At 30.9% G+C, this 24,695-nt stretch carries 20 protein-coding genes, 2 tRNA genes and 3 riboswitches; of the genes, 21 read left to right on the top strand and 1 reads right to left on the bottom strand.

Going from position 1 to position 24,695, the window contains the following annotated elements; genetic code table 11:
* Positions 1–34: 34 nt before the first annotated feature.
* The 19 genes from RR409_RS02720 to RR409_RS02630 all read left to right on the top strand — a co-directional run bounded on the left by RR409_RS02720 (position 35) and on the right by RR409_RS02630 (position 21,265).
* Entirely contained in the window at positions 35–1,984 is a 1,950-nt protein-coding gene (locus tag RR409_RS02720) for an EAL domain-containing protein (RefSeq protein WP_332556182.1), read from the top strand.
* A gap of 265 nt (positions 1,985–2,249) precedes the next feature.
* Positions 2,250–2,819, top strand: a complete 570-nt coding sequence (locus RR409_RS02715) for a flavin reductase (RefSeq protein WP_332556181.1) — start codon at positions 2,250–2,252, stop codon at positions 2,817–2,819.
* A gap of 474 nt (positions 2,820–3,293) precedes the next feature.
* Complete coding sequence (locus RR409_RS02710; protein WP_332556180.1) at positions 3,294–3,647, top strand: PadR family transcriptional regulator; 354 nt, start codon at positions 3,294–3,296, stop codon at positions 3,645–3,647.
* A complete protein-coding gene (locus RR409_RS02705; protein ID WP_332556179.1) occupies positions 3,648–4,640 on the top strand; it encodes a hypothetical protein in 993 nt (330 codons plus the stop codon).
* Positions 4,641–4,845: 205 nt separating this feature from the next.
* Entirely contained in the window at positions 4,846–5,424 is a 579-nt protein-coding gene (gene rpsD / locus RR409_RS02700; RefSeq protein WP_332556178.1) for a 30S ribosomal protein S4, read from the top strand.
* Positions 5,425–5,681: 257 nt separating this feature from the next.
* A riboswitch (Lysine riboswitch) is annotated at positions 5,682–5,857 on the top strand.
* Positions 5,858–5,964: 107 nt separating this feature from the next.
* Positions 5,965–6,140: riboswitch (Lysine riboswitch) on the top strand.
* A gap of 175 nt (positions 6,141–6,315) precedes the next feature.
* Entirely contained in the window at positions 6,316–7,617 is a 1,302-nt protein-coding gene (gene lysA, locus RR409_RS02695; protein ID WP_332556177.1) for a diaminopimelate decarboxylase, read from the top strand.
* A 200-nt stretch (positions 7,618–7,817) separates the two neighbouring features.
* Positions 7,818–9,023, top strand: coding sequence for an aspartate kinase (locus RR409_RS02690; RefSeq protein WP_332556176.1), 1,206 nt, complete (start codon positions 7,818–7,820; stop codon positions 9,021–9,023).
* A 212-nt stretch (positions 9,024–9,235) separates the two neighbouring features.
* Positions 9,236–9,349: riboswitch (FMN riboswitch) on the top strand.
* A 147-nt stretch (positions 9,350–9,496) separates the two neighbouring features.
* A complete protein-coding gene (gene ribD, locus RR409_RS02685) occupies positions 9,497–10,591 on the top strand; it encodes a bifunctional diaminohydroxyphosphoribosylaminopyrimidine deaminase/5-amino-6-(5-phosphoribosylamino)uracil reductase RibD (RefSeq protein WP_332556175.1) in 1,095 nt (364 codons plus the stop codon).
* Positions 10,592–10,668: 77 nt separating this feature from the next.
* Complete coding sequence (locus RR409_RS02680; RefSeq protein ID WP_332556174.1) at positions 10,669–11,319, top strand: riboflavin synthase; 651 nt, start codon at positions 10,669–10,671, stop codon at positions 11,317–11,319.
* A 15-nt stretch (positions 11,320–11,334) separates the two neighbouring features.
* Entirely contained in the window at positions 11,335–12,552 is a 1,218-nt protein-coding gene (locus RR409_RS02675) for a bifunctional 3,4-dihydroxy-2-butanone-4-phosphate synthase/GTP cyclohydrolase II (protein ID WP_332556173.1), read from the top strand.
* A 58-nt stretch (positions 12,553–12,610) separates the two neighbouring features.
* Positions 12,611–13,072, top strand: coding sequence for a 6,7-dimethyl-8-ribityllumazine synthase (ribE, locus tag RR409_RS02670; protein WP_332556172.1), 462 nt, complete (start codon positions 12,611–12,613; stop codon positions 13,070–13,072).
* Between the two features lie 16 nt (positions 13,073–13,088).
* The gene (locus RR409_RS02665) at positions 13,089–13,748 is read left to right on the top strand and encodes an HAD family hydrolase (protein WP_332556171.1); all 660 of its coding nucleotides are present in this window, start codon (positions 13,089–13,091) and stop codon (positions 13,746–13,748) included.
* Positions 13,749–15,139: 1,391 nt separating this feature from the next.
* The gene (locus RR409_RS02660; RefSeq protein ID WP_332556170.1) at positions 15,140–16,885 is read left to right on the top strand and encodes an ABC transporter ATP-binding protein; all 1,746 of its coding nucleotides are present in this window, start codon (positions 15,140–15,142) and stop codon (positions 16,883–16,885) included.
* Positions 16,885–18,855, top strand: a complete 1,971-nt coding sequence (locus tag RR409_RS02655; protein ID WP_332556169.1) for an ABC transporter ATP-binding protein — start codon at positions 16,885–16,887, stop codon at positions 18,853–18,855. Before RR409_RS02660 ends, RR409_RS02655 begins: the two co-directional genes overlap by 1 nt.
* Before the next feature lie 590 nt (positions 18,856–19,445).
* Positions 19,446–19,577: a hypothetical protein gene (locus tag RR409_RS02650; protein WP_332556168.1), complete on the top strand. Its 132-nt coding sequence runs from the start codon at positions 19,446–19,448 to the stop codon at positions 19,575–19,577.
* A 589-nt stretch (positions 19,578–20,166) separates the two neighbouring features.
* A tRNA-Glu gene (locus RR409_RS02645) sits at positions 20,167–20,241 on the top strand.
* 3 nt (positions 20,242–20,244) lie between these two features.
* Positions 20,245–20,319 (top strand) — tRNA-Gln (locus RR409_RS02640).
* Positions 20,320–20,413: 94 nt separating this feature from the next.
* Positions 20,414–20,884: a hypothetical protein gene (locus RR409_RS02635; protein WP_332556167.1), complete on the top strand. Its 471-nt coding sequence runs from the start codon at positions 20,414–20,416 to the stop codon at positions 20,882–20,884.
* 27 nt (positions 20,885–20,911) lie between these two features.
* Positions 20,912–21,265: a carboxymuconolactone decarboxylase family protein gene (locus RR409_RS02630; RefSeq protein WP_332556166.1), complete on the top strand. Its 354-nt coding sequence runs from the start codon at positions 20,912–20,914 to the stop codon at positions 21,263–21,265.
* A gap of 270 nt (positions 21,266–21,535) precedes the next feature.
* Here the strand turns inward: RR409_RS02630 and plsY are convergent, their stop codons facing one another.
* The gene (gene plsY / locus RR409_RS02625; RefSeq protein WP_332556165.1) at positions 21,536–22,129 is read right to left on the bottom strand and encodes a glycerol-3-phosphate 1-O-acyltransferase PlsY; all 594 of its coding nucleotides are present in this window, start codon (positions 22,127–22,129) and stop codon (positions 21,536–21,538) included.
* 377 nt (positions 22,130–22,506) lie between these two features.
* Between plsY and RR409_RS02620 the strand changes: the two genes are divergently transcribed.
* Both RR409_RS02620 and RR409_RS02615 read left to right on the top strand, forming a co-directional pair.
* Positions 22,507–23,940: a PAS domain-containing sensor histidine kinase gene (locus RR409_RS02620; protein WP_332556164.1), complete on the top strand. Its 1,434-nt coding sequence runs from the start codon at positions 22,507–22,509 to the stop codon at positions 23,938–23,940.
* A gap of 165 nt (positions 23,941–24,105) precedes the next feature.
* On the top strand, positions 24,106–24,695 hold a 590-nt coding region (locus tag RR409_RS02615; protein WP_332556163.1), incomplete at its 3' end, for a DMT family transporter.

The raw sequence follows: 24,695 nt of genomic DNA, 5'->3' as shown, positions 1-24,695 counted from the left end.
TTACAGTCAACTTTATTTTAAAAGGAGTGTAATAATGCCGTTATTAGAAAGTTCACTTGCTTTAGCTATTTATAGTACATTATCTATAGTCATCTTATACACATATTTATATAAAATTCATAAACAAAGCTTTATAAAGCCATGGATTTTAGGATGGTCCGCATATCTAATAAGTCAAATTTTAGTTTTTATTTTGTTTAAAGGGTTAAATATTCAAGTTGTAATAGACGGTAGACAAGTTTTTTCTATTTTAAGTAGTATTTTTTTTCTTATTGCAGCTCACGAATTCATTCATAAACCAATTGAAAAATCAAATCTATGGAGAATTTTCTTCAGTGTAACTATAGTAGTTTTATTAGTTATAAATTATGTTCCTAATAAAATTGCAATTTATAGTACACAATTTGTTTTAGGGGTAATTAATATTTATATTGGATTAAATATTTACAAGTTCAAAAATAACAAAAACTTTTTGATAAAAATGGTGTCAGTAACCTTTATATTATTGGGAATACATAAATTTGATTATTTGTTCTTTTATAAAAATTCTAGCTTTGCATCTTGGGGATATTTTATTAATTCAGTATTTCAATATATTTTAGCTTTAGGTATGATTTTGATTTATATTAATGATAAGGCAAAACAATTTTATAATTCAGAGGAATTACAAAATGAGACTAAAGAGCAATTGAAATATATGGTGTATTATGATGATCTAACAAGACTACCTAATAGGAGAATGATAATTGAAGAATTTAATAAGAAAGTTCAATATTCAATTGAGAAAAATCCCATGCTGGGGTTACTAGTGATAAATCTTGATAGATTTAAAAGTATTAATGATATTTTAGGACATGCAACTGGTAATATGCTATTAAAAAAAGTAGCTGAAATTTTAAGGGCTATTGTGAATAATCGGGGGCTAATAGCTAGAATAGGTCCAGATGAATTTTTAATTTTTCTATGGGACATTCATAACATAGAACAGATTAGAAGTATAGCAGAGAATATTATAAGTTCTTTAAGGATGCCTATATTAATTGAGGATTATGAATTATTCACTACAGCTAGCGTGGGAATAAGTGTTTATCCACAGGATGGTATGGATGTAGAAACTCTTATAAGAAATGTAGATATAGCCATGAATAGATCTAAAGAACTAGGCAGAGATACTTATCAATTTTATCAGCACCATATGAAGAATACATTACAAGATAATTTTTATTTGGCAAATTACTTGAGAACTGCAATTGAAAAAAATGAATTATTTCTTCATTTTCAACCAAATTTAGATTCTGTTTCAGGGAAGATAGTAGGAGTTGAAGCCTTAGCAAGGTGGAATCATTTAGAGTTTGGACAAATACCTCCAAGTACGTTTATTCCTATTGCAGAGGAAACTGGTCTTATAGTCCCAATAGGAGAATGGATATTAAAGGAAGCATGTAGACAAAATAAAGCATGGCAAGATAATGGATTTCCAAGGATAAAAATAGCAGTTAATGTATCTGTAAGACAATTATATTATAATGATTTTTATAAAACTGTAGTAGATGTTCTAAATGACACAGGATTAGAACCACAGTATTTAGAACTTGAAATTACTGAGAGTGTAACAATTAAAGATATTAAAATAGTAAATAATATATTAATAAAATTAAAAAGCATAGGAATTCATATTGCTATGGATGATTTTGGTACTGGGTATTCTTCATTAAGCTATCTAAATCAATTGAATCTGGATAAATTAAAATTAGATCAATCTTTTATTAGAAATATGACAAGTTTTCCAGAGAATAAGGAAATAGCAGCTACAATCATCAAAATGGCTCATACATTGGATCTTAAGGTAACTGCTGAAGGTGTTGAGACTATAGAGCATGTAAACTTTTTGAAAGAACAACAGTGCGATTACATGCAGGGATATTATTATAGTAAGCCAGTTGCAAGTGAGGAAATCGAGAACTTGTTTAATATATTTATATAGAAATAAGTTGTTATCTTATAATTAAAATGCATAAAACTAAAGAGAATATCAGCCACACTAAAGTTTTAATAAGATGAAGTTTGGATATATATAAATTATTAAATCCTTAAAATACCTTAATTGTGATATAAGTCACGGTAAATAAAAGTTATAAGACTATAATCTAATATATTAGGAAGTTTAAAACTAGGCTATAAGCTAATTGCTTTTTGATTCCTAAAGTTTATGTTTTTTATCTTGAAATTAATTTTAAGGAGGAATTTTAATGGATAAGCAAAGAGTGAATTATAGAAAGTTATATTATGGGTTTCCTGTTTTTTTAGTAAGTTTTTATGGTGAAAATGGGGTTCCTAATGTAACAACTTTATCATCTTCCTATACACTAATGGATATGATTACTTTGGGTTTTGGTAGTAAGGGATATGCAATAAATCAAATTAAAAAAGTAAAAGACTTTGTTATAAATATTCCAGATAGAAGCTTAATGAAAGAAATTGATTTCTGTGGGTTTTCATCAGGACATTCCTGCAAAAAATTTGATTTCCTTAACTTAACACCAGTTAAATCTGATATCATTAATGCGCCAATGATTAAAGAGTGTGGTATTTCAATTGAGTGCACTTTAACAGATGTGATTGAAAGGGAACAATTTAGAGGAATAACCAACATCCTGGCTCAAATTAAAGGAAGATGTGTGTCTCCAGAACTTTTAAAAGAAGATGGATATTTAGATTATCCTTTACTTGATCCAGTGCTTTATGTAGGTGATGACTCACAGCGCGTGTACAGATATGCAGAAAAAAATCGAGCTCATAATTCTAAATCATTTCTGTAACAAATTCCAATAAAATTGATACAAGGATTTTTATTGCGTAGGTAGCTTTACTTCTAATTGATTGTTATAGAAAAATATTGATATCATGCTATGAAAATTTATAGATGTATATCAAAAGTTACTTTACACCTATAGGTTAAGTACTTAAATAAATAAAGGCATTATAAATTTGAAAAAGGTTATGGTAAAGGAAGTTATACTTCTTCTCCATAACCTTTTTTATATAATATTTTGATTTCACATATAGTTATGCATTTGTAAGGTATAAAACTTAGATTAATTTTATTAAGTGGTTAATATTACATATGAAATAGTTCATATGTAAAAGGTCTCTCTAAAATAAGTTAAGTTAAACCTTAAAAGGTAAGTGTCAATTATAATAGTGATGAAATTTAAAATAATAATAAAAATTTATTATTAAGTTATTTACAATAGTGTGTGCCATACAGTATAATAATATTAGGAGATGATTTTGTGGATATTAAAAAAGATGATGCAATATTTGATAGTTTAGTACTAGAATTACGAAGGGGAACTATAATTCTCAGCGTATTAAGTCAACTTAAATCACCACAGTATGGGTATTCCCTAGTGGTATTACTTGAAGAAAAGGGGATTGCTGTAGACTCGGGAACCTTATACCCTCTACTTAGAAGATTAGAAAAGCAAGAAATCTTACAAAGTAGTTGGGATGTAGAGAGTACAAAACCAAGGAAATATTACGAACTAAGTAGTTATGGCAAAGAAATATATGAGAAACTATGTACTCAATGGATTACTATGACGGACAGTATCAGTAAATTAATAAATGTGGATGGGGGGAAGTAAATGGAGCTTATTAATAGGTATGTTTTTGCGGTTACAAAAAGATTACCAGAAAGTCAAAGGGAAGATATTGAAAGGGAACTCAAAACTATAATTGAAGACATGATGGATGAATATGGAGAAGAAGAGCCAAAGGAAGCTAGGGTAAAAAAAGTGCTTTTAGAACTGGGAGATCCTGCATTACTAGCAGATAATTATCGTGGTTCTAAAAGGTATTTAATTGGACCTGAGCATTATGACAACTATATCACGGTGCTTAAGATTGTATTCTCAGCCATTTTTATAGGGATGTCCGTAGCTGTTGTAGTTGCTAATATAGTTTCTTTTGAAGGTAGCCTTCTTAATGTAATAATAGAATATACGGCAACTTTATTTTCAGCACTTATGCAAGGTTTAGCGTGGGTTACAATATCTTTTGGAATTGCAGAATACTATGGTACAAAGGAATTAAATAAGAAAAAGGAGAACAAAGGGTGGGATTTATCAGAATTACCACAAATACCAGCGAAAGAAGCCATTATCTCAAAATGGGAATTATTATTTGCAGTTATCTTTAGTACAATCTTTACTATTGTATTTTGTTTTACTCCACAAGTTATAGCTGTATATATTTCAAGAGCCGCTGGTACAACGATTATACCTGTATTTAATGTAGAAGCTATATTAGGATATAGAATATTATTTATTATTACCTTAATAATAGGAATAATAAAAGAAGTGCTTAAGTTTATCTCAGGAAGATGGACTTTTAAATTATCAATAGCTGACTCTTTAATAAGTATAATTTCAATGGCTTTAGCATTAATTATTTTTTCTAATCCAAATATTTGGAATGGAAGTTTTCCTATTGAGATTGCAAAGGTATTTCCAGAGGCTGGAGTTGACTTCGTAAAAATATGGGATGGTGCAAGAAAGGGAATTTTGCTAGCTATTATTATATTTACTGGGATGGATGTTGCTTCAGTTATGTATAAGGGAATAAAATATAAAAAATAGAAAGTAAAAAGCAGCTATGTTTGGAAATATAGTTGCTTTTTACGGTTTATTACTGGGAATCAATTGATATAGATTATCATTTACAAAATTAAAAACTTATGATATAATTTACTTACGGCTGACTGGCGCCAAATTATAACCGCGATAAATTTATTAGAGCGGCAGTAAATAGTTCCTGCGCTCTACAAATAGCAGGAGGATTAATATGGCGAAATATATGGGACCAAGATTTAAAGTAGCAAGACGTCTAGGGGTTAATGTATTCAATCACCCTAAAGCTTTAAATAGGGGTGTGAAGAAACAAAAGCTTTCAGAATACGGAGAGCAGTTATTAGAAAAGCAGAAATTAAAGGCATACTATGGTGTGTTAGAAAAACAGTTCAAGAAAACTGTATTTGATGCAATGAAATCAAAGGAAAAAACTGAAGATGTATTAGTTCAAAGTCTTGAAAGAAGATTGGATAATTTGGTTTACAGATTAGGCTTTGCTTCTACCTTAAGGCAAGGAAGACAAATGGTCAGTCACGGACATATTTTGGTAAATGGACAGAAGGTGGACATTCCTTCTTTTAAAGTGAAAGTAGGAGATGTAATATCTTTAAGAGAGAAGTCTAGGAATACCGAAATGTTTACTATAAATTTTACATCTACAATTTTATCTCTATCCTACCTTGAAAAGGATGTTGATTCCTTCTCAGGAAGACTTCTAAGGATTCCAAACTTAGATGAAGTTCCAATTGAAGTTAAATATTCTAAAGTTATTGAGTTTTATTCTAAAAACTAAAAAGTTAAAGTGGGTGTCTCAGAGGAGTTTGAGGCACCCTTTTTGTTAATAATAGAGGCTTAAATTAAGGTTATTAAATTCCTAAGAAACTTTGGAAAATAGTGAAAGCTACAGTCAATAGAAGACATAGATGAAGAGGTACTTCAAGAAAGCTCCTGAATATAAATTATAAAGATGAATAAACTGTTGACTTTATGCACAAATCTTGATATACTTCATTCATATTAAAAAAACTTAAAACGGAATAGCGTATAAACAGCGTGATACAGAGGCTGCGAATCGTCATCAGTAATATATGTATTAAGTATACATATGTGAAAGGGGCCTTCGCCGAAGTGGATAGATTTTGGTCTATATACTGGGATTATACTGAAGAAGTATAATACTGTCTTTAGAAAATTGCCCAATTTTCTAAAGGTGAGCTTATCATGTTGGGGCAAAAGGGTTATTGTTATTTATAACAGTCATGGCTTCCTTTTGCTCATGACTGTTTTTTGTTTATCAAAATATTTGAGAATAAATTCAAATTTAATATAAACGATATGATACAGAGGCCGCGGTGGTCATTAGTAATGCATAATTATTCATTATATATGCATAAAAGGGTCCTCCGCCGAAATACAGAAATCTTTGATTTGTGTATTGGGACTATGCTTAATAGGCATGGTACTGTCCTTAGAGAATTGCCCAATTCTCTAAGGGAGTGCTTATCATATTGGGGCAAGAGGCTCTGTTTGTGTGCGCATAAAACAGTCATGAGTGCCTTTTGCTCATGACTGTTTTTATTTTCTCTTAAATAACGAATAAATCTTAAGGAATTTAAGCACTTAAAAAACTTTAAGGTTATACAAATGAAATAGTTAATTACTAATAGAAAAGAGGAGAAAGCATATGAAACTATTTGGAACTACAAATGTAAACAGCAAAGGAAATTTAGAGATAGGTAAATGCGATGTTATAGATTTAGTAAGAGATTTTGGCACTCCATTATACGTTGTAGATGAACAATTGGTTAGAGATAATTGCAGATTATTTAAAGAAAGTTTTGCTATGGATGAGATTAAAACTGAAGTAGTATATGCATCTAAAGCTTTTTTAAATTTAGCTATGTGCCAGTTAATTAAAGAAGAAGGCATATCCTTAGATGTGGTATCTGGAGGAGAATTATATACTGCTCTAAAAGCAAATTTTCCATCCAATAAAATATATATGCATGGGAATAACAAAACAAAGGATGAATTATCCTTTGCTATTAAATCTAATGTGGGAAGGATTATTGTGGATAATACACATGAGTTATATTTAATTGACAGGTTATGCAAAGAATTAAACAAAAAAGTTGATGTTTTGCTTAGAGTAAATCCAGGTATTGATGCCCATACTCATGAATATATTCAAACCTCAAAAAATGATTCTAAATTTGGAATTTCTATATACAATGAGGATATTTGTGAAATTATAAATGCATTTCAAAGCAGTAATAATGTTAATTTGAAGGGTTTTCACTGTCATATAGGATCACAAATTTTTGAAGAAAATTCCTTTTACTCAGCTATTTCTGTAATGCTGGGATTCTTGAACAAGGTAAAAGTTCAGTGCAATTTTATTACAGAAGAATTAAATTTAGGTGGAGGCTTTGGGGTATATTACACTCATGAAGATAGGCCAGTGAATTTAGAGGCATGTCTTCAGAATATGCTGATAATAATCAAGGATGAAACAGAAAGACTGAATATTGATACTCCAAAGATAATCATTGAGCCAGGAAGATCCATTGTTGCAAATGCAGGGACTACTCTTTACAGCATAGGAGGAATCAAGAAAACCTTTGGAGGAAAGCATTTTATTTTTGTTGATGGGGGCATGAGTGATAATCCGAGAACAGCACTATATGACGCAAAATATGAAGCTATGGTTGCTAATAAAGTGAATTTTAATAAGGAAGAAAACTATACAGTGGCAGGAAAGTGCTGCGAATCAGGAGATGTAATAATAAAAAATATTGAATTACCAAAAGTAGATATAGATGATACCTTAGCTATACTCAGTACTGGAGCATACAATTACAGCATGGCAAGCAATTATAATAGAATTCCAAAGCCAGCAGTGGTATTTGTTAAGAGTGGAGAAGCTAGATTAGTTGTAAAAAGAGAAACTTATGAAGATATCATAAGAAATGATATAGGTTTTTAGAGAAAAGCATCATATGAAAATAACCAGAATGTACCATTAACTTGACAAGTGCTTAGTAACAGAACCTGTTAATGGCACAACTATTAATTCAGCTGCACTTGTCTTATGCAAAATAGTTTTGGCATCATTGATTTGTTATTTTATTTTAGATGCCTAGATTTTAATTATAAGATTTTTTAGAGTAATTAGGAGGAGTTAATATGGCAATTATTGTGCAAAAATATGGAGGAACCTCTGTTGGTACAACAGATAGGATAAAATCAGTGGCTGAAAGAGTTATTCAAAGAAAACAAAAGGGTGATGATGTTGTGGTAGTAGTTTCTGCCATGGGAAAAGCTACTGATCATCTTATTAGATTAGCTAAGGAAATTACACCAAACCCTAATAAAAGAGAGCTAGATATGCTTTTAGCTACGGGAGAACAAGTATCCATCTCATTACTTTCAATGGCCTTTCAACAATATGGATATGATTCAATTTCGTTAACTGGGTATCAAGCTGGGATAAAAACCACTGGAGCCCATACCAAGAATATAATCACAGACATAGATATTGATGGAGTAAAAAGCCACTTAGATAAGGGGAAAATAGTGGTGGTGGCTGGATTTCAGGGGATAAACGAAAATGGGGATATAACAACCTTAGGCAGAGGTGGATCAGATACCACAGCTGTGGCATTAGCAGCAAAGTTAGGATGTACCTGTGAGATTTATACTGATGTAGATGGAATATATAGTGTTGATCCTAGAGCTTATCCTGATGCAAAAAAAATTGATTTTATCAGTTATGAAGAAATGATGGAAATGGCAAGCTTAGGTGCTGGAGTCATGGAAACAAGGGCAGTGGAAATAGGATGTAAGTATAATATTCCTATTTATGTAGCATTAAGTAGTGAAGATAGAAAAGGAACTTATATAAAGGAGTATGATGAGTCAATGGAAGAAAAAGCAATAACAGGACTTACAATTAATGATAATGTTCTAATGGTAACAGTAAATGATGTATTATACAAATCTAGAAATGTAGCTATAATCTTTGAAAAGCTAGCAAAACACCATGTAAATGTGGACATGATTAGTCAAACTGCACCGCTACATGACTATGTTAATATATCCTTTACCGCATCTATAGAAGATGAGCATGTTATTGATGAAATAACAAAGGAATTGAAAGAAGAAATGGAAGGTATTGAGGTATCTAAAGATTCAAGTATTACAAAAGTATCTGTTGTTGGAATCGGTATGAAAAAACAATCTGGTGTTGCAAGTAGTGTGTTTAAGATTTTTGCAGATAATGATATTGAGTTTAAACAAGTAACTACTTCTGAAATAAGTATTTCCTATACTATAGATTCAAAGGATACTCAAAGAGCTGTGACTGTTTTATCAAAGGGACTAAACTTATAAAAATAATTTCTTTGAAAAAAACTAATTAATGATGAACGATATATTCTTAATGAAAAATGGACTAAATTATAGAGATTGCCTACATGGTCAAGATTTTTAAGTAACCTAATATTTAAAGTGCGGCAAATAAAATTATTTAAGAATTAAAAATTCTATGGTTGACTTTGAAAATTAAGGGTGTTATATTAAGTGTGTAAAAATTATTAAAATTAAATAATCTTCAGGGCGGGGCGCAAATCCCCACCGGCGGTATAGCCCGCGAGCCGTAAGGCAGATTCGGTGTAACTCCGAAGCCGACAGTATAGTCTGGATGGAAGAAGAATAAATATAATATTATAGTACCATTTTCTATGTAAATTTAAGTATAGTTTACGTATTTTTGGCTATAATATTAATTAATTATAAGCAATTAAGCCCTGAGAATAAAATCTCAGGGCTTTTAATATTTCTGCTTAAGAAATGGAGTGGTTAGGTTGGATATTCAGTATATGAAAAGAGCTCTTGATCTTGCAAAGCTAGGTATTGGATTCACAAACCCAAACCCATTAGTGGGAGCGGTTATAGTAAAAGATGGGAAGGTAATTGGAGAAGGATACCATGAGGTTTATGGAAGTCACCATGCTGAGGTCAATGCTTTTAAAAATGCAACGGATGATGTTAAAGGTGCAACCATGTACGTAACCTTGGAGCCTTGTTCACATTATGGAAAAACGCCACCTTGTGCTATGGCAATAGTAGAAAAGGGAATAAAAAAAGTTGTGATTGGGTTAAAGGATCCAAACCCCTTAGTTAGTGGAAAAGGAATTAAAATTTTAGAAGATGCTGGCATAGAAGTGGTAACTGGAGTTTTAGAAGAAGATGGAAGAGAGTTAAATGAAGTGTTTTTAAAGTACATAACCACTAAAACTCCCTTTTGTGTTATGAAAACTGCAATGACTCTAGATGGTAAAATTGCAACTTATACAGGAGATTCTAAGTGGATTACAGGAGAAAGCTCAAGAAAATATGTTCATGAATTAAGACATAAGTTATCAGGAATCATGGTAGGTATTGGTACTATTATAGTTGATGATCCAATGCTTACAACAAGACTTGATAAGATAAAGGGAAGTGATCCTGTAAGAATTGTTATAGATAGTACAGGAAAAATACCGCTGGACGCTAAGGTATTAAATCTTCATTCAAATGCACAAACTATAATTGCAACTACAGAAAAAGCTAATGCTGATAAGATTAAGTCACTGAAAGAAAAAGGGGCGGAAGTTATTGTAACTCCTTTAAAAAGCAATGGTGTGGACTTAAGTTACCTAATGGGAGTTCTTGGAGAAATGAAAATAGATAGCATACTTTTAGAGGGTGGAAGTAAGTTGAATTATTCAGCGTTAGAAGAGGGCATAGTTGATAAAGTAAATGCTTTTATTGCACCCAAAATCATAGGTGGAGATAATGCAAAGACTCCAGTAGGCGGAAATGGGAAAGAATACATGAGAGAAGCAATCACCCTAAGTGATATAAAAATTCATAATTTTCATGAGGACATAATGATAGAAGGATACATAAAGAAATAAGATTTGCTTAAGAGGTAAAATTAAACTTGTTCATTATTTAAAGAATAGGATAAAAATATAAAGGAAGTGTAACATTATTGTTTACAGGATTAATTGAGGAAATAGGAATAGTAGAAGCAGTTTCTAAATCAACAAAATCAGCAAGGATAACTATTAAAGCAAGTACAGTACTTGAAGGAACAAAGCTTGGGGATAGTATTTGTACTAATGGGGTGTGCCTAACAGTTACAGATTTTAGCAACAACAGATTTATTGTTGACGTCATGGCTGAAACCATGAGAAGAAGCAACTTAAATAGTTTTTCCCCTGGAGAGAAAGTAAATCTTGAGCGAGCATTAAGACTAGGAGACAGATTAGGCGGACATATAGTTAGTGGACATATAGATGGTATGGGAACAATCTCAAGTTTTGAAAAAGAGGATAATGCTGTATGGATTACTATAGCTGCTTCTCAGGAAATCTTAAAGTACATAGTACAAAAAGGATCAATTGCAATTGATGGTGTTAGTCTTACAGTAGCATTTGTAGATAAGGAAGTATTTAAGGTATCAATAATTCCACATACTAAAGATATGACTACCCTACTGCGCAAAAAAGTTGGGGATATTGTGAATTTAGAATGTGATGTTATAGGAAAATATATAGAAAAGTTCATTGGAGCAGAAGAGCAGGCTCCAGTAAAAAAAGGAATTGATTTTAATTTTCTAAGTGAACATGGTTTTGCATAATTGGAGGGATTAATAATGAGTAAATTTAACACAATAGAAGAGGCAATTGAAGATATTAAAGCAGGTAAAATGATTGTAGTAATTGATGATGAAGATAGGGAAAATGAAGGAGATCTTCTGATGGCAGCTGAGAAGGTGACACCTGAGGCGATAAACTTTATGGCTAAATACGGTAGAGGATTAATTTGTATGCCAGTGTCAGGGGAAAGATTAAAAGAACTAGATATCTACCCTATGGTAGCTAAGAATACAGATTCCCATCATACTGCTTTTACTGTATCAATTGATGCAGCTGAAACAACTACAGGAATCTCAGCACATGAAAGATCAGCTACAATACAAAAGGTTTTAGATAAAAATGCAACTCCACAAGATTTTAAGAGACCAGGTCATATATTTCCACTAGAAGCTAAGGACGGTGGGGTATTAAAAAGAGCAGGTCACACAGAAGCAGCAGTAGATTTTGCAAAACTTGCAGGGTTTAGTCCAGCTGGAGTTATTTGTGAAATAATGAATGACGATGGAACTATGGCGAGAACTCCTGAGCTTATAGGATATGTTAAAGAGCATAATTTGAAATTTGTAACTATAGCAGATTTAATTGCTTATCGTAGAGAAAAAGAAGTGTACATAAAAAGAGTAACAGAAGCTAAAATGCCAACAAAATATGGTGAATTTATAATGATTGGTTATGAAAACACCCTAAATGGAGAGCATCATGTAGCTTTAGTTAAAGGTGATATAACAAATGGTGAGCCTGTACTAGCTAGAGTACACTCTGAATGCCTTACAGGAGATGCTTTTGGTTCATTAAGATGTGATTGTGGAGAACAATTTGCAGCTGCAATGAAATCAATAGAAAAAGAGGGCAGAGGAATACTACTTTATATGAGACAAGAAGGTAGAGGAATAGGGCTAATAAATAAGATTAAAGCCTATGAACTTCAGGACCAAGGTATGGATACTGTAGAAGCAAATCTTGCACTAGGCTTCCCAGCTGATCTTAGAGACTATGGTATAGGAGCTCAAATCTTAGTAGATTTAGGAGTTAAGAAAGTAAAACTTATGACTAATAATCCTAAAAAGATGGCTGGACTCACAGGTTACGGAATAGAACTTTCAGATAGAGTTCCGATCCAAATGAACCATAACGAGAGAAATGAATATTATTTGAAAACTAAACAACAAAAGCTTGGACATATTTTAAACTTTGAAGAAAATAAGGAAGTATAAGTAGATTAAATAGAAGAAACTTATTCATTATTTGGAAAAAATAAAGGAGGAAAACAAGATGAAAGTATATGAAGGAAAATTAATTGCACAAGGACTAAAAGTAGGGATAGTAGTAGGAAGGTTTAATGAGTTTATTGGTGGAAAACTTTTATCAGGAGCACTTGATGGATTACTTCGTCATGGAGTAGAAGAAAACAATATAGAAGTATCTTGGGTACCTGGTGCCTTTGAGATTCCACTTATAGCAAAAAAGATGGCTAAATCTCAAAAATATGATGCAGTTATATGTCTTGGAGCAGTAATAAAAGGTGCAACACCACACTTTGACTATGTATCAAGTGAAGTAACAAAAGGGGTTGCAAGTGTTTCATTAGAAACAGAAATACCAGTGGTATTTGGCGTGTTAACTACAGATTCTATTGAGCAAGCAATAGAAAGAGCAGGAACAAAAGCAGGAAATAAAGGATATGATGCAGCAGTTACAGCAATTGAAATGGCGAATTTACTAAAGGAATTTTAAAAAGGAGCGCTGATCATTGATACCTTTTGAGAAGATAAAAACTATATACTTTGATTATGATGGAACGCTTCACGATAGCATAAAAATATATGCACCAGCCTTTAAAAAGGCTTATGACTATCTTGTGGAGGAAAGTCTTGCAGAAAAAAGAATCTGGACAGATGAAGAAATAGGTTACTGGCTTGGGTTTAATCCTAAAGAAATGTGGGAAAACTTTATGCCAGATCTTGAACAAAGTAAAAGAGACCAATGTAGTAAGATCATCGGAAAAGAAATGAAAACTTTTATAGAAGAAGGAAAAGGGCAGCTTTATGATGGAACTATAGAAACCTTAGAGTACCTAAAACATAGAGGTTACAAATTAGTTTTTATAAGCAATTGCAACACGTACTATATGGATACTCATAATAAGTTGTTTGAACTTCATAAATACTTTGAAAACTTTGTATGTTCAGAGCAATATAAATTTATTCCTAAGTATGAAATCCTAAGCAAAATCATGCACAACTATCCAAAAGAAATGGTTATTGTAGGTGATCGAAGCAAGGACATTGAAGCAGGCGTAAAGAACCATATATACACAATAGGTTGTAGCTATGGATATGCTCTCCCTAGAGAACTAGATGAGGTAGACTTGTTAATAAATGATATAAAGGAATTGAAAAATTACTTTTAGTTACATTATATAGGAAGGTAAAAGGCTATTGATACTATAAGTAACCACTAAAAATATTGCTAAAGTATTTCACAAAATATTATTTTAAATTTTAGATTACATAAATAAGGGATGTATAGTGTTATTAGCACTATACATCCCTTATTTATATATCTGTTTATTTAAATTTAACTCTATTAAATAGTTTTTAATTCAAGCATAAGTTAATCAATAGAAATACTAATCATTGATAAATGAATCCTTTTACTCTTCTTTGCTAACTTATATACAAGTGGACGAGGTTATTCACTTTATATAACTGAAAGTTTATTTGGAATATTCTTGATTTTAATGGAAAAATATTCTATAATATATTTAATGACTAAAATTAGGAGGATAAATGTAATGATTATAGCTGTTCTACGTTAATGTCTAATAAAAATAGTGCAAAAATTCCTCAGGGATTTCATAAACCTTAAATGTAAAAGGTTTATTTCTGATGCACAAAAAATTAATTTTATTAGAAGTACGTTCCATAATGAATTTTATAACTTTCAGTTAGGCATTACTTTAAAGCCATACTGTAAGTGATTGAATTTTATTGGAGCTAATATTTGTAGAACAACATTAATTACAATCCTTTAATTTCAGTTTATTATTAAAGATTATGAAATCAGACTAAGGAAAACATTATTAGTCTCATAATTATAATCTTTATGATTAAATAGTAATTAATGTCATGTTGTTTTCACTTCATGACGTTTTTTTATTTAAGTAGTTATGGACCACCAAGACTATAATTTAGTTATAGTTTTAGAAAGTCTTAGGGAAGCAGTTGAAGATTATGAAAAAGTTGATTTTTAAATGACTCCTTTACCACAAGTAACATTAGTGATTTAAGATTAAATTTGTATTTTTTTATATGAGTAGGAATGTAAAATACTATAAATTATATAGTAAAAGATAATTACTTCATGTGAAATATAGTCTATTAAATAGAAAGCTATAGAAGACCGTTCTATTTAACAGTCCAATATAAAATTGTGTTAAAATCATTATTTCTTTATAGTTTAAATTTTAGTATAAATTTTAAACTGAAAGAGCTGAGTTACATGTTTCTACTTGAATTATTACTTAATGAAATTTTCAAGGTTGCAAATGGATGTATGTTCATTTGTAACCTTTTATTTTTTGAAGGAGGGGATTAAAAGTTGAAAAAAACAATTTTGTTTTATGGATTTAAAAGAGGGTTAAATTCTAATAGGAATTTATTAGAGAGTTGGTTTGGTTGAGGAAACAATAAATTTTAAAGTAAAGGACAAAATTATTTTACAGTTTAATATCAGTTATGAAAAAAGCTTATTTAATGTGAAACTGTTACCCATCATTGTGATATCAGGGGAGGGGAAAAAATGAAAATCCCATTAAAAGAATATATTAAATTATTATCAAAATATTTAAGGGCACAAAAGGGGAGTGTCATATTACTGGCAGTAGTTTTAGCTAGCAATATTGCACTGCAATTGGTAAATCCACAAATTTTACGTTATTTTATAGATGCAGCTACAAAGGGGGATACCACTAGAAGTTTAACCATAGCTGCGATTATTTTTATTGGAGCTGCTGTAATTCAACAGGTATTTAATTTAATTGCTACTTATTTAAGTCAAAATGTAGGATGGACAGCTACCAATGGGTTGCGTGTAGATTTAATTGAGCATTGCCTTAATTTAGATATGGAATTTCATAAAGCACATCAATCTGGGGAGTTAATAGAGAGAATAGATGGTGATGTTAATGCACTATTTAACTTTTTCTCAAAGTTTATTCTTAATGTTTTAACTAATGGTGTATTACTATTAGGAATCCTTATATTACTTCTTAGAGAAGACTGGAGAATTGGACTTAGCTTATCAATTTTTGCTATGTTGGCCCTTTATGTACTTTGGCATTTGCAATCAAGAAAAGTTCATTCCTGGGTTGCTGATCGTGAAGCTTATGGAAAGTTTTATGGATTCATAGGAGAGCAAATTACAAGTACTGAAGATATACTCTCAAGTGGAGCTAAAAATCATGTAATGAATCGGTTTTATGATATTTTAAATAAAATGCTACCAATTACAACTAAAGCAGTGATGAACTATTATAATATGTGGTCTGCTACCTTAATTGTATTCACTGTTGGAAATGTTATTGCCTTTGGGCTGTCTGCATATCTGTGGAAGCAGGGGATTGTAACTATAGGAACTGTGTATCTTATTTTTAGTTATACAGAGCTTTTATCAAGACCTATAGAACAAATCAGGCAACAACTTCAAGATTTGCAAAAGGCTGGTGCTAGTATTACAAGGGTTAAAGAACTTTTTAATACTAAATCTAAGCTTATGAAAGGAAGCAAAAGCATAAGTACAAAGGGACCAATTGAAGTTATGTTAAATCAGGTTTCCTTTAGTTATGAAGAGGACTCCCAAGTAATAAAGAATGTAACTTTACAGATTCCAAAAGGAACAATTTTAGGAGTTTTAGGACATACAGGTAGTGGAAAAACTACTTTAGCTAAACTCCTAGTACGTCTTTATGACGTAGAAAGTGGTGAAATCACTTTCAATGATGATGCAATTACTTCTCTAGATTTTAAGGAATTAAGAAAAGAGATAGCTTACGTAACTCAGGAAGTCCAACTTTTCCAGGCTTCAGTTAGGGATAATCTTGCTATGTTTAGTAGTGATATAAAAGATGAAGAAATTATAAAGGTACTTTATGAGGTTGGACTTACACAGTGGTATCATAGTCTTCCTGAAGGATTAGATACCATACTTAAGGCTGGGGGTGGAGGATTGTCCGCAGGGGAAGCTCAGTTATTAGCATTTGTTAGAGTGTTTTTGAAAAATCCAGGATTAGTGATTCTTGATGAAGCTACATCAAGATTAGATCCTATAACTGAACAGTTAATTGAAAAAGCTCTTGATAATCTTCTTAAAAATAGAACTTGCATTATAATTGCCCACCGTTTATGGACAGTGCAAAGAGCACATCACATAGTAATTTTAGAAAATGGAAGTGTGGTGGAGTATGGAGAAAGAGAAAGATTAGCTAAAGACAGTGAATCAAAATTTTATAACTTATTACAAAAGGGTATTGAGGAGGTGCTAGTGTAATGGAATCTAAAAAAAATAAAAATACCTTTTATTATATGTGGAGATTGATAAGGTACAGACCCTGGCTATATTTAGTTAACTGTATACTATGGATTATAATTCATACTTCACCTCTAATTCCGGGACTTATTACTAAAGAGTTTTTTGATGCCTTAAGTGGCAATGCCAGTTTGAAGGTTGGCATTTGGGGGCTTTTAGCTTTAATGATAATAACAACTTTAATGAGGATAATTTTCATAAGCTTTGGTGGAAGAGTGGATATTGTTCATAGATTTAATATGAGTGGACTTATTAGAAGAAATTTGCTTCAAGGTATACTAGATAAGCCTGGTGCCAAGTCTATATCTTGCTCAGTTGGAGAAGCGGTAAACTGTTTTAAAGATGATGCAGACCAAGCTGAAAACTCCATAAGTTGGACTCTTGATGTAATTGGAAGTGCAGCTTTTGCAATAGTTGCCATACTAATATTACTCACTGTAAATACACAAATGACATTGTTTGTATTTACTCCTTTAGTGGTAGTAGTGGCTTTAGCACAAAGGGCAGGGCAACGCATTGAAAAGTATAGAGAAGCTTCAAGAGAAGCCACGGCAAATGTTACTGGAGCTATGGGAGAGATGTTTAACTCAGTTCAGGCAATAAAGGTGGCTGGTGCTGAAAAAGATATTTTGAAAAACTTGAATAAGTTAAACAAGATTAGACATACTCTTACCTTGAAGGATAGTATTTTAAATCAGCTTATGCAATCTATATATGAAAATACAGTAAACCTCGGAACAGGGCTTATATTATTATTAGCTGGCCAATCTATAAAATCAGGAAACTTCACAGTAGGAGATTTTGCACTGTTTGTTTACTATTTAGCCTTTGTTGCTGATTTTACTCAATTTTTTGGATCCTTTTTAGCACATTACCAGCAAACTGGAGTAGCTTTTAGGCGAATGGTAGAACTTTTACAAGGATCAGAATGTGATGTTTTAGTACAGCATAATCCCCTGTTTTTAGATGAGTTTTGGAAGAGAAAGTCTAAGGTGTCATTGGGCTCGGCAGTAGAATTAGAATCTCAAACAAGTTTAAAAACTATTGATTATAATGCCAATGAAGATTTCGTGGGAAATAATTCTTCCTATAATGAAGTTAAATCAACGAAATTAGATGATTCTTTAAGAAAACTTTCTAATGATAGAGATAGAAATACTGTAATGAAGGAGCATTTTGATGAAAAAGAAAGCTCCATACCTAATAATGAGAAGTTAAATAAGTTAGAAGTTAATGGATTAACTTACGATTATGAGGGTGCTGGTGGAGGAATAAAAAATGTGAGTTTCACCTTAAATAGGGGTGAATTTACCGTAATAACAGGACGTATTGGTTCAGGGAAAAGTACCCTTGTAAAGACCTTACTTGGTCTATTACCAAAGGCAAGTGGAGATATATATTGGAATGGCAAGAAAATTGAAGAACCTGCAGAGTTTTTTCTTCCACCAATAAGTGCGTATACTTCTCAGGTACCTAATTTGTTTAGTGACACTGTGAGGGAAAACATTTTACTAGGTATACCTGAAAAAGAGCTGGATATAGAAAAGGCAATAAACTCAGCCGTTCTTGAAAAAGATATTAGGGTACTGCATAAAGGATTAGAAACAATAATTGGTTCAAAGGGAGTAAAACTTTCTGGAGGACAAATACAAAGAGTAGCAGCGGCTCGAATGTTTGCAAGAGATGCAGAGTTATACGTGTTTGATGATATTTCTAGTGCGCTAGATGTGGATACTGAAGTCACCCTTTGGAGTAGATTATTAAATGAAGAAAAGCCAACTTGTCTTGTAGTATCTAATAGAAAGTTTGTATTAGAGCATGCAGAGCACATTATTGTAATGAAGGATAGTGAAGTTGAATCAGAGGGAACCTTAGAAGAACTTTTGGAGAAATCTGAGGAGATGAAGCAAATTTGGAATGTATTACAGTAAAATTTCTTTTCTTATATTTTTTTATGATACTGCGCTATGATAGACCAGATTTAAGTAAAATCATAATAACGTCAATTATATAAAATAAACTACTAGAATGATCAAAAATCTTCCGAAATTAATCTTAATAAAATTATTTTTAAGAAAAGTTTGACATATATGTAAAATAATGATATATTAGTTGTGGTGATAATATTTTTAAAGGAGGTCGTTGATTAATGAAAAACTTGAACTTAGTAAATATGGGATTAGCTGAATTAAATAATAATCGATGCGGCCTTTGTGAAGAAGCTTAAAATGTTTATTTTGATATTTTAAAGCCATGGGGTTGTGTAACCCTATGGCTTTTTTATATGCACTGTTAATGTTGTAGTATAAAGAGTCATAGTGTATCTTTGTGTTTTTAACACAAGGGTAAGCTGTGTCTTTTTTTATTGCCTGTGAACAGAACTTTTTCATGTACTACAGTACACATTGATTAGAAAGGAAGTGAGAAAAATCATAAATAAATTTTTGCATCACATTCACTTACTGTTATAAATAGTGCAGTAAGCAAACTAGTTATTTACTAAAGAAAGGAGGGAGATCCTATGAAAACCATATTAAATTCTATATTTAATGAGAAACAACATCTTAGTTTTTATAATATCTGGGGAGTTATAAAGATTAAGGATCAAAGTTCAAGCATATGGCTTGAAAATATCACTACTTTAAAAATGTAGTAATAAAATAATTTTTTTTAACTTACAAAATAGTTGTAACTATCCGATGTATTATAAGCTTACACCATGAAAGTACATGGATGGGGGGAATTACAATATATATTTAGAAAAGCTAAAAAATATTTTAATAAGAAAGATTTAATTTTAAGAGTCAAATTAAGTGTTAATAAAGAAAGGTTGATGAATTATGAAAAGTATAATAAAAAGGTTATTTAATAAAGGTTATGAGGGTTATGATAAATGGAGCTATATAAAAATCAAAGAGCGGAGAACTCAACTTTGGGTTGATAATATTTACACTTTTAAAATGTAGTAACGATTCAAAATAATAATAAATATAAAAACCTCGTTTTTCAGGTATTATTAACTGGAGAATGGGGTTTTAGATACGTTAAAAATTATTGATTTTATAAAAAATGTGATATATAAAATATTTTTAGGACTTTCTAACAATAAATCATTATTAAGCTTTATAAAGTAAAGAAATTATTAGTATTAGAAAAACTAATAGATACTATTGGGTTCATAAATAATATGTATTGGAAAAATATATAAAATACCCTTAAAATAGTAAGTGAAGTAAATGTTTGGCCCCTTGGTCAAGTGGTTAAGACATCACCCTCTCAAGGTGGAAGCAGGAGTTCAATTCTCCTAGGGGTCACCATAATGGGGTATAGCCAAGCGGTAAGGCACTAGACTCTGACTCTGGTACGCGCAGGTTCGAATCCTGCTACCCTAGCCATAATAAAGTAATTTTATATAAATCGTGTGTAAACTATGAAATTGTTCAGCATTTAATCGTAGTAATTTAGTTATGGATTTTAGGAGGGGTTTACTTGAATAAGGATACATTAAGATCTCTAGAGATAACTGAAAGAGAAAAAATTATGAGAGAAGAACTTGGAGAAGAGAAGTGTAAAGTTATAGACAAATATGACCTTCATCCAAATCATAGACTTTATTGGGAAAGAATACAAGATAAGTATCCTGTTCAAGAGTATTTTAGCCATAACCTAGCAGTGAAGGCTTCCACTTTAGGAATGGTGTTTCAAATATATAGGTTATGTTATGCTAAAACAAAATATTTTGAGAGTAATTGGAACAACTTCGAACCATGCGTATATAGCCACAAAGAAGGGTTCACAAAAACAGAAATTTATAACATGGAATATATAAAGCAAAAAAGTACAGGTATAGTTATAGATTTGAGAGAACTGAATAAAATTAAAAGCTTTAGTGTGTTTAAAGATCTTTGTAGATATTTAGAAGAAAAGCATGATGAACTAACGTTAACAAAGGCTATATAAATATTAGGAAACGAATGGAGAGATATTATGAGTAAAAGTCCAAGAGAAATTTTGAATTCATTTATGACAGGGCTACAAGAAGTAGCAAAAACAAACGGAGCTAGTATTCAAGCTTTCATGGGGTTTACAGGAGCTATAAATAAACCAGGTGCTGTGGATGTGAAAACAAAAGAACTTATAAGTGTAGGAATTGGCGCTTATAACCGTTGTGAATACTGCATAGTTTACCATGTATACAAAGCATTAGAAGCAGGTGCTACTAGAGAAGAGATAATGGAAGCAGCAATGGTGGCAGTTGGGTTTGGTGGTGGTCCATCTATGGCATATACTGTAACACTTCTTAGAGATTCCATTGATGAATTTGAAAAAGATTTTAAATAATTGATGAAAAATACCTGTGCAGGAAACTGTACAGGTATCTTTGCGTATAGATAGGTTGCTATAGTATACCTATATCTATGTATATTATAGAATTCAAATAAATTTTAAAAGGATAAGTTTCACATTCTCTTTATTGTATAAACTTGTTTAAGTACTTTAATTTGTAAAATATTAAAACATATTTAAGGTATAGTTTAAATCTCCTATCAGGAGTTGGTACATAAAATATACTTATTATTAATTAAAAAATATTAAGTTATGATCAGATAACTACTTTTCAGTTCCATTTAAAAGTCTTTTAATATTTTCTTTATGTCTAATAAGAATTAAGGTCAAAGCTAAAAAGGATAGGAATTTAAATTCTATACTATAATTTAATATGAAAGTGGTTATAAAAAGCACAAATGATAAGGTCATAGACTTTACAGAAACTATTTTTGTAAGTAGCTTTAATATTCCATAGGAGATAACACCACAAAGAGTTGGAAACGGAAGAATATATATAGTTGCGCCTACAGTTGTTGCAACTCCTTTACCACCTTTAAAGTTTAAGAAAATAGTAAAATTATGACCAAGTATTGTAGCAACACATACTGCACTTAAAAGTAAATCTTTGTTAAAATCATAATTAACATATTCATACAAAATACTTGAGATAAATACAGGTAAAAAACCTTTAAGCATATCAAGAGTTTGAACAATTAAACTTAGTTTTCTACCAGCTACTCTTTTCACATTTGTAGCTCCAATATTTCCGCTGCCTACGTTTCTAATATCTATGCCTTTGTATTTTTTTATAATCAAGTAACCAAAAGGAATAGAACCTATTAGATAAGCCGTCATTATGGTGCAAATCTCGAGCATCTCAGCACCTCCGTATTTCTATAATTAATTTTAACATAAAGTATATATAGATTTATGGTAACTAGGAAAACATTTTCAATAAAATACTATATGATTATACGAAGGAGAAAAAAGAAATATGGCGAATATAGTAAATATTAGATGAAAATTGTTGGAGAAATTAGTATTAATTTTTTACAAAAATATATTAGAAGTGAATTTTAATGTTTTTCAAAAGGATAAATATTCTATGATCCTTTAAGGATTAATCAAGTTTAATGTGAAAGTATCTTACAAAGGGATATGTTTTGTAAAAGTTAAGTCTCCTTTCAGAAGAGTTGAACAAAGTCAGTTATTAATTAAAATATCAGCCACGATGTGTTTTCAGGGGGATAAAAATGTTAAACTTAAAATTAAAAGAAATTAGGACTATTAAACTACTTTATGTGATTGTTCTAGGTGTAGTTATCAATTTCTTTATTAGTTCTTTATTAATTTATTCAATAGTAGTCAATGAGGTATTAAGTTCAAATAGAATAATTTTGTTAACATTTATGTTAATGGTATCAAGCTTAGGTCAAATCTTTGCTATTCTTAATGTAATTGATAATATAAAAAATTTGAAAGAATACAAAGATATTTTTAAACAAGTGGTAGAAGCACTGCCAAATGCAGTATTTATACATAGAAAGTTAAAATTTATTTACGCAAATATTGAGGGTGCTAAGTTTTTTAATTTAAATAATCCAGAAAAGTTAATTGGAAGACCGGTAAGTGATTTCATAAAACTTAATGTTGATTATATTGGTGATGACCGTTTGAATGGTGCATTAAGTGAAACTGTATTTAGACCCTTAGTTGAAAATGTGATAACAAAGGCCAATGGAGAGGTAGTTGAAGTTGAAACTTTTTCTACACCTTTGTTTATAAATGATAAGGTTAATGTATTAAATATACTTAAAGATCTTACAAAACAAAAAGAACTTGAACAATTACAGAAAAAAGTCGAAGAAGAAGAAATGAAGCTTAAGGAAGCTGTAGAAATTGATAGATTAAGAAATGAGTTTTTTGCTAACTTATCTCATGAGTTGAGAACTCCTCTTACAATAATATTTGGAACCATGCAGTTAATAGAAAAAGAGATGAGTCAATGCTCGCAGAAAGATGACATACTAAACAAAAGGTTAAAAACTTTAAAGCAAAATTGTTATAGATTACTAAGACTTATAAACAATTTAATCGATATGACTAAAATAGATGCTGGGTACTTTTCAATAGCTCTACAAAATCATAATATAATACCTATAATAGAAGACATTACTTTATCTGTGGTAGAGTTTGCTAAAAATAAAGGAATACATATAGAATTTGATACAGAAATTGAAGAGGAGATTACTGCCTGTGATCCTGATAAAATAGAAAGAATTATGTTAAATTTACTTTCAAATGCTATAAAGTTTACTAGACCAGGTGGAATCATTAAGATAAGCGTGTTGGAAGAAAATTCATATTTAAAAGTTGTGGTTGAGGATGATGGCATTGGTATGCCAGAAGATAAATTAACTTCAATATTTGATAGATTTGTTCAAGTGGACAAATCTTTTACAAGAAATCATGAAGGAAGTGGATTAGGGTTATCTATAGTAAAGTCTTTTGTTAATATGCATGGTGGAAATATAAAAGTAGAAAGTAAAGCGGGTGAAGGAACAGCATTTACGATAGAACTACCAATAACTTTAGTAGAAGAAGATGCTGGGATAATGGATTTTTTAGCAATAGGAGAAAGTCACGTAGAAAGAGTAAAAATAGAGTTTTCCGATATATATTCATAGTAATTTAAAAGAAAAAGTTATATATAATAACATAATTTATCCTGTGTAATTCATATATAATTAAATAAGAAACTATGTTAAGTTTAATTAGGGTTTGGAAGGAAGCTTATTTTTCTAAATTACTAATAAAACTCACAGATGACAATAAAAATGGAGGAATCACTTATGAATGGATCAAATTTAGGCATAATAGCAGCCTTAGGAACTGCATTTTGCTGGACGATCACCGCTGTTGCCTTTGAATCTGCAGGAAAAAAAGTTGGTTCCCTAGCTGTAAATTTAATAAGACTAGTAATGGCATTTGTATTACTTTCCATATTTAATTTATTTACTAGAGGAATGATTTTACCTTTAGATGCTTCAGGAGCTACATGGCTTTGGTTGAGTTTTTCGGGGCTAATAGGCTTTGTAATTGGAGATTTATTTTTATTTCAGGCATATGTGGAAATAGGATCTCGTATATCAATGTTAATTATGTCAATAGTTCCACCAATAACTGCATTAACTGGTTTCATTCTTATGGATGAAAGAATTTCATTATTAGGCTTATTAGGTATGTTTGTTACCATTGGAGGAATAGCTATTGTAATTTTCAGTAGGAATCCAGATGATAAGAAAGTTAAGCTCTCTCATCCTATTAAAGGAATGATTTATGCTTTCATAGGAGCATTAGGACAAGCTTTTGGTCTTGTTTTTAGTAAATTTGGAATGGGAGACTATAATCCTTTTGGAGCGACTCAAATTAGAATTATTGC

The organism is Clostridium sp., assembly GCF_036642255.1.
In the GTDB taxonomy this organism is placed as follows: Bacteria; Bacillota; Clostridia; order Clostridiales; family Clostridiaceae; genus Clostridium_J.
This window is presented reverse-complemented; position numbering and strand designations above follow the sequence as displayed.

What these genes read in the sequence shown, in the direction of transcription:
- RR409_RS02620 (WP_332556164.1), top strand. Translation starts at nt 22,507, where the DNA reads ATGTTAAACTTAAAATTAAAAGAAATTAGGACTATTAAACTACTTTAT.
- RR409_RS02705 (WP_332556179.1), top strand. Translation starts at nt 3,648, where the DNA reads ATGGAGCTTATTAATAGGTATGTTTTTGCGGTTACAAAAAGATTACCA.
- RR409_RS02690 (WP_332556176.1), top strand. Translation starts at nt 7,818, where the DNA reads ATGGCAATTATTGTGCAAAAATATGGAGGAACCTCTGTTGGTACAACA.
- RR409_RS02675 (WP_332556173.1), top strand. Translation starts at nt 11,335, where the DNA reads ATGAGTAAATTTAACACAATAGAAGAGGCAATTGAAGATATTAAAGCA.
- ribE (WP_332556172.1), top strand. Translation starts at nt 12,611, where the DNA reads ATGAAAGTATATGAAGGAAAATTAATTGCACAAGGACTAAAAGTAGGG.
- RR409_RS02650 (WP_332556168.1), top strand. Translation starts at nt 19,446, where the DNA reads ATGAAAACCATATTAAATTCTATATTTAATGAGAAACAACATCTTAGT.
- RR409_RS02715 (WP_332556181.1), top strand. Translation starts at nt 2,250, where the DNA reads ATGGATAAGCAAAGAGTGAATTATAGAAAGTTATATTATGGGTTTCCT.
- RR409_RS02660 (WP_332556170.1), top strand. Translation starts at nt 15,140, where the DNA reads ATGAAAATCCCATTAAAAGAATATATTAAATTATTATCAAAATATTTA.
- RR409_RS02655 (WP_332556169.1), top strand. Translation starts at nt 16,885, where the DNA reads ATGGAATCTAAAAAAAATAAAAATACCTTTTATTATATGTGGAGATTG.
- rpsD (WP_332556178.1), top strand. Translation starts at nt 4,846, where the DNA reads ATGGCGAAATATATGGGACCAAGATTTAAAGTAGCAAGACGTCTAGGG.
- plsY (WP_332556165.1), bottom strand. Translation starts at nt 22,129, where the DNA reads ATGCTCGAGATTTGCACCATAATGACGGCTTATCTAATAGGTTCTATT.
- RR409_RS02630 (WP_332556166.1), top strand. Translation starts at nt 20,912, where the DNA reads ATGAGTAAAAGTCCAAGAGAAATTTTGAATTCATTTATGACAGGGCTA.
- RR409_RS02720 (WP_332556182.1), top strand. Translation starts at nt 35, where the DNA reads ATGCCGTTATTAGAAAGTTCACTTGCTTTAGCTATTTATAGTACATTA.
- lysA (WP_332556177.1), top strand. Translation starts at nt 6,316, where the DNA reads ATGAAACTATTTGGAACTACAAATGTAAACAGCAAAGGAAATTTAGAG.